Source organism: Faecalicatena contorta, from assembly GCF_021531995.1.
Lineage (GTDB): Bacteria > Bacillota > Clostridia > Lachnospirales > Lachnospiraceae > Dorea_A > Dorea_A contorta_A.
In genome coordinates this window covers 1-5,230 of record NZ_JAFBIZ010000152.1, presented here as the reverse complement: position 1 = coordinate 5,230, position 5,230 = coordinate 1, and the positions used below count along the sequence as shown (strand labels likewise).

Sequence of the window (5,230 nt, the reverse complement as noted above, 5' to 3'; positions counted from 1 at the left end):
AAATAATAATTGTATTATACCAATGATAGAATTTTTCGTACGAATCACGCTAGCATTACTCCTTCTGTTTAATCCGATTGAAAAGATATCCAATCATGTAATTATATTAGGATTGGAAATAATAGCAGTTAGTTTTCCATTTTGTAATATATCCCATTCAGGATAATTGATGATGATAAGTATATTGATCCTTCGTATGATTCAATTCATACGGAGGTTTCTTTTTGCCCTTTTTCTCATCTTGACATTTTTTAACTAAAACATGTTGTATAAGCCCCTCTGAAACTTTGGATATATAGAGGGACATTTATATCCGCGAGCAACGAGCCAAGCGGACATGCTTGCATGTCCATTTGGCGACTGCCGCGAGAGCCAAATGCCCCGTCACTTGCGGGAGTATTTGGAATGCCGCCTCCAAAATAATGAAATGTGAGGTAATGACATATGTCAGAGAAAAGATGTTATACAGTAAAAGAGTTACAGGAAATTCTTGGAGTCAGCAGACCGACAATATATAACCTTCTGAAGAAAAATGAGTTCCGGTGGATCCAGCTGGATGGCGGAAAGTACCGTATTTCCAAAAAGAGCTTTGATGACTGGCTGGATAAGCTGCCGGAATCTTCCAACTAATCTCCTATCCGGATGAAAAATCGACTCTCCGCTCCGCTTATCACCGTGATTAACATCGGCCCCGGATATTTTTATGCCCTTCTTTTCCTGCAGGTGCACATGCCGGGAATCGCGGGGCAAATTTCATTTCATCATCCCGATCATATAGGCGGGCAAATCAAGGAGGAAAATTTTATGGCATTTTCAACAGTGCAGTCGGTGTATTGCAGACTCTGGTAGTAGCTCTCGGTGCAGGTCTTGGTATCTGGGGCGCAATCAACCTTCTGGAAGGCTACGGCAACGATAACCCCGGTGCAAATGCTCATGTACGGTAAGGAAGCAAGCAACCGAAAACAAGAGATAGACCGCCAGCACTACACTATTCCGAACCAAAGACCAAAAGATAAGCATTGTGGGAAAATCTAAACTTTTGGATTTTCCTACAATGCCAACTACGGCGGAATCCCTCCCACTCCTTATATCTTTCTGTATACATTGAATTTGTATTTAGTAAAATGCAGACAACACCACGGATCGGCTTTTGGTTGGACAATTCCAACCAAACACCACAGCAGACAGCAGAAAACATTCTGAACGCTAGGAAGCCGGTATGATTGTTACATATAAGGGGAAGAAAAATTTCTTTTAGGTACTTGCTTTCCTAAAACTGATGTGATACAATGATTTAATCCAGAAAAGGAGTAAAAAATATGCGGCAAGGTATTCTTAAATAAAACTATAATCAAATAGTGGGAACAAAGGATTATGATAGCTCCTTTTGTAGGGGCTTAGTTTTTTGTACCCAATTTAAGAATACTTTTGCCTTATCAATTTTGACATATCCCCAGTGGTAAAAGTATTTTACTGCTGGGGATTTTTATGCCCTTTGGGGCTGTAAAGGGAGGACAATCACATGAAAATAATCAATATTGGAATTCTTGCCCATGTAGACGCTGGAAAGACGACCTTGACGGAGAGCCTGCTATATGCCAGCGGAGCCATTTCAGAACCGGGGAGCGTCGAAAAAGGGACAACGAGGACGGACACCATGTTTTTGGAGCGGCAGCGTGGGATTACCATTCAAGCGGCAGTCACTTCCTTCCAGTGGCACAGATGTAAAGTTAACATTGTGGATACGCCCGGCCACATGGATTTTTTGGCGGAGGTGTACCGCTCTTTGGCTGTTTTAGATGGGGCCATCTTGGTGATCTCCGCTAAAGATGGCGTGCAGGCCCAGACCCGTATTCTGTTCCATGCCCTGCGGAAAATGAACATTCCCACCGTTATCTTTATCAACAAGATCGACCAGGCTGGCGTTGATTTGCAGAGCGTGGTTCAGTCTGTTCGGGATAAGCTCTCCGCCGATATTATCATCAAGCAGACGGTGTCGCTGTCCCCGGAAATAGTCCTGGAGGAAAATACCGACATAGAAGCATGGGATGCGGTCATCGAAAATAACGATGAATTATTGGAAAAGTATATCGCAGGAGAACCAATCAGCCGGGAAAAACTTGCGCGGGAGGAACAGCAGCGGGTTCAAGACGCCTCCCTGTTCCCAGTCTATCATGGCAGCGCCAAAAATGGCCTTGGCATTCAACCGTTGATGGATGCGGTGACAGGGCTGTTCCAACCGATTGGGGAACAGGGGGGCGCCGCCCTATGCGGCAGCGTTTTCAAGGTTGAGTACACCGATTGCGGCCAGCGGCGTGTCTATCTACGGTTATACAGCGGAACGCTGCGCCTGCGGGATACGGTGGCCCTGGCCGGGAGAGAAAAGCTGAAAATCACAGAGATGCGTATTCCATCCAAAGGGGAAATTGTTCGGACAGACACCGCTTATCAGGGTGAAATTGTTATCCTTCCCAGCGACAGCGTGAGGTTAAACGATGTATTAGGGGACCAAACCCGGCTCCCTCGTAAAAGGTGGCGCGAGGACCCCCTCCCCATGCTACGGACGACGATTGCGCCGAAAACGGCAGCGCAAAGAGAACGGCTGCTGGACGCTCTTACGCAACTTGCGGATACTGACCCGCTTTTGCGTTGCGAAGTGGATTCCATCACCCATGAGATCATTCTTTCTTTTTTGGGCCGGGTGCAGTTGGAGGTTGTTTCCGCTTTGCTGTCGGAAAAATACAAGCTTGAAACAGTGGTAAAGGAACCCTCCGTCATTTATATGGAGCGGCCGCTCAAAGCAGCCAGCCACACCATCCATATCGAGGTGCCGCCCAACCCGTTTTGGGCATCCATAGGACTGTCTGTTACACCACTCTCGCTTGGCTCCGGTGTACAATACGAGAGCCGGGTTTCGCTGGGATACTTGAACCAGAGTTTTCAAAACGCTGTCAGGGATGGTATCCGTTACGGGCTGGAGCAGGGCTTGTTCGGCTGGAACGTAACGGACTGTAAGATTTGCTTTGAATACGGGCTTTATTACAGTCCGGTCAGCACGCCGGCGGACTTCCGCTCATTGGCCCCGATTGTATTGGAACAGGCATTGAAGGAATCGGGGACGCAGCTGCTGGAACCTTATCTCTCCTTCATCCTCTATGCGCCCCAGGAATACCTTTCCAGGGCTTATCATGATGCACCGAAATACTGTGCCACCATCGAAACGGCCCAGGTAAAAAAGGATGAAGTTGTCTTTACTGGCGAGATTCCCGCCCGCTGTATACAGGCATACCGTACTGATCTGGCCTTTTACACCAACGGGCGGAGCGTATGCCTTACAGAGCTGAAAGGATATCAGGCCGCTGTCGGTCAGCCGGTCATCCAGCCCCGCCGTCCAAACAGCCGCCTGGACAAGGTGCGCCATATGTTTCAGAAGGTAATGTAAAGATACATAATCGTCAAGACGGCAACAATCAGAAGTTATGGAGGGTAACAATGGAATATAGTAAGGAAGATTTAATGGAAGCAAAAAAGCAAATTTGGGGAGTGGGAGAGAACATGGGAACAGAGGAAAGTAAAAAAATCTGGGAGGAGAACGCACAATTTTGGGATAATGCAATGGGTGACGAATCTAATGAATTTCACAGAGAGGTAGTGCGTCCCAAAGTAACGGAACTTCTATCTCCTAATCCTGCGGATTACATTTTGGATATTGCGTGTGGCAATGGAAATTATTCTTCGTATCTTGCACAAAGAGGCGCTTCGGTTGTCGCTTTTGATTACAGCAAAAAAATGATAGAATTGGCTAAAAGACGGCAATCACAATATGCAAAACAAATTGAATTTTGTGTGGCGGATGCGACCGATAGAAAAAGTATATTAGAATTAAAAAGAAATCGAGCCTTTACGAAAGCAGTTTCTAATATGGCAATTATGGATATTACGGATATTGAACCACTTCTTATGGCTGTTTATGAACTGTTGCAGGAAAGCGGAATTTTTGTCTTTGCAACGCAACACCCTTGTTTTGTCACGTTGACTGAAAAATATATGACACCGCACAGTTACTATGATATAGCGATTGAAGGGCAACCGAAAGAGCAGATTTATTATCATCGTTCCATACAAGATATTTTTAACCTTTGTTTTAGAGCTGGATTTGTCATTGATGGATTTTATGAAGAATGTTTTAAAACCAACAAAGAAATTCCTATGGTAATGATAGTAAGGCTTAAGAAGGTAAAACGTGATAGCTTAAAATAAATTCAAGTTTGTCGGGTAAATAGCAAACCCAGCCGAGCCAGTCAACGGTCAAGATGAACGGCGCATATGCGCAGCCGTTGACAGCCCCGCCCGCCTTTGCTGGTAGGCAATCAAGGGGCGACAGCAAGAAGTGCCACCGCCCCGCACTATTATTCAGAAAGGGGAATTTCCATGACCGACCAGATAGCCTATCAAGAATATATCCAGCGCAGGTACAACGCCTTTTGCAAGACTGTTATCCGCTGTGCCGCCTTGGACAAGATTTTGAAGCTTAAACGGCAATGGGAACGGCAAGTTTCCCTTGACTATCTGATGAACGAGAAGTTTGTCCAGTTTGCCGCGTCGGAGCCGGACGAGGAATACCCATTTACCGTCTGCGGTCAGACCGTCCTGCTCTGCAACGCCGCCCTTGCCGACGCGATCTCTGTTTTGCCGGAGCAGACGCGGGAAGAAATCCTGCGCTATTACTTTCTGCGCCAGCCGCAGCACAGCGGGGCGGCATATCCAGCTTGCCTTGCAGCGGCTACGCGAAGAAATGGGGGTGAGCCGGTATGAGTAGACTTCTCCCCTATGAAACAATCCTCAAAGCCCGTGAGGGCGACCCAGAAGCCGTGAACGCTGTCCTGCTCCACTACGCCGGATATATCCGCTATTTCTCAAAAGTGAACGGGCAGGTCAACGCCGAGGTGGAGGACTATGTAAAGCAGCGGTTAATTGACTGTCAATTCAAGTTCCGGCTTGACGAACCACCGGACAAGTCATAAAAACTGAATACCAGCCGCCACCGACGCGGCCAGCGAAAGCAGTAAGTCTTGAAAAAGATTTACTGCTTTTTTTGTTGTCGTGTGTCCAGCGAAGCTGGACCACACTTGCCGGTGTAAGTCCGGTCACGGTAATCGCCAGTGAGCCGTGTAGCTAAACTCAGTGCGTTGTAGTAATACAGGGTGCTAAGCGAGTGGATAAAGTAACC

At 46.9% G+C, this 5,230-nt stretch carries 4 protein-coding genes and 2 pseudogenes; all 6 read left to right on the top strand.

The window, feature by feature from the left end; all coding sequences use genetic code 11:
• Positions 1-444 precede the first annotated feature (444 nt).
• Entirely contained in the window at positions 445-630 is a 186-nt protein-coding gene (locus JQM82_RS14235; RefSeq protein WP_075671598.1) for a helix-turn-helix domain-containing protein, read from the top strand.
• Positions 631-809: 179 nt separating this feature from the next.
• A pseudogene (locus tag JQM82_RS14230) lies at positions 810-932 on the top strand (Maff2 family mobile element protein); the annotation flags it as partial.
• Positions 933-1,522: 590 nt separating this feature from the next.
• Positions 1,523-3,442 carry a tetracycline resistance ribosomal protection protein Tet(W) gene (tet(W), locus tag JQM82_RS14225; protein ID WP_002586627.1) on the top strand — a complete coding sequence of 640 codons (1,920 nt, stop codon included), beginning with the start codon at positions 1,523-1,525 and terminating at the stop codon, positions 3,440-3,442.
• A 50-nt stretch (positions 3,443-3,492) separates the two neighbouring features.
• Positions 3,493-4,260, top strand: a complete 768-nt coding sequence (locus tag JQM82_RS14220; RefSeq protein WP_002586626.1) for a class I SAM-dependent methyltransferase — start codon at positions 3,493-3,495, stop codon at positions 4,258-4,260.
• Between the two features lie 171 nt (positions 4,261-4,431).
• Positions 4,432-4,819, top strand: a pseudogene (locus tag JQM82_RS14215) (sigma-70 family RNA polymerase sigma factor).
• Positions 4,812-5,024: a helix-turn-helix domain-containing protein gene (locus tag JQM82_RS14210; RefSeq protein WP_002586615.1), complete on the top strand. Its 213-nt coding sequence runs from the start codon at positions 4,812-4,814 to the stop codon at positions 5,022-5,024. Before JQM82_RS14215 ends, JQM82_RS14210 begins: the two are co-directional and overlap by 8 nt.
• The last annotated feature ends 206 nt before the right edge of the window (positions 5,025-5,230 follow it).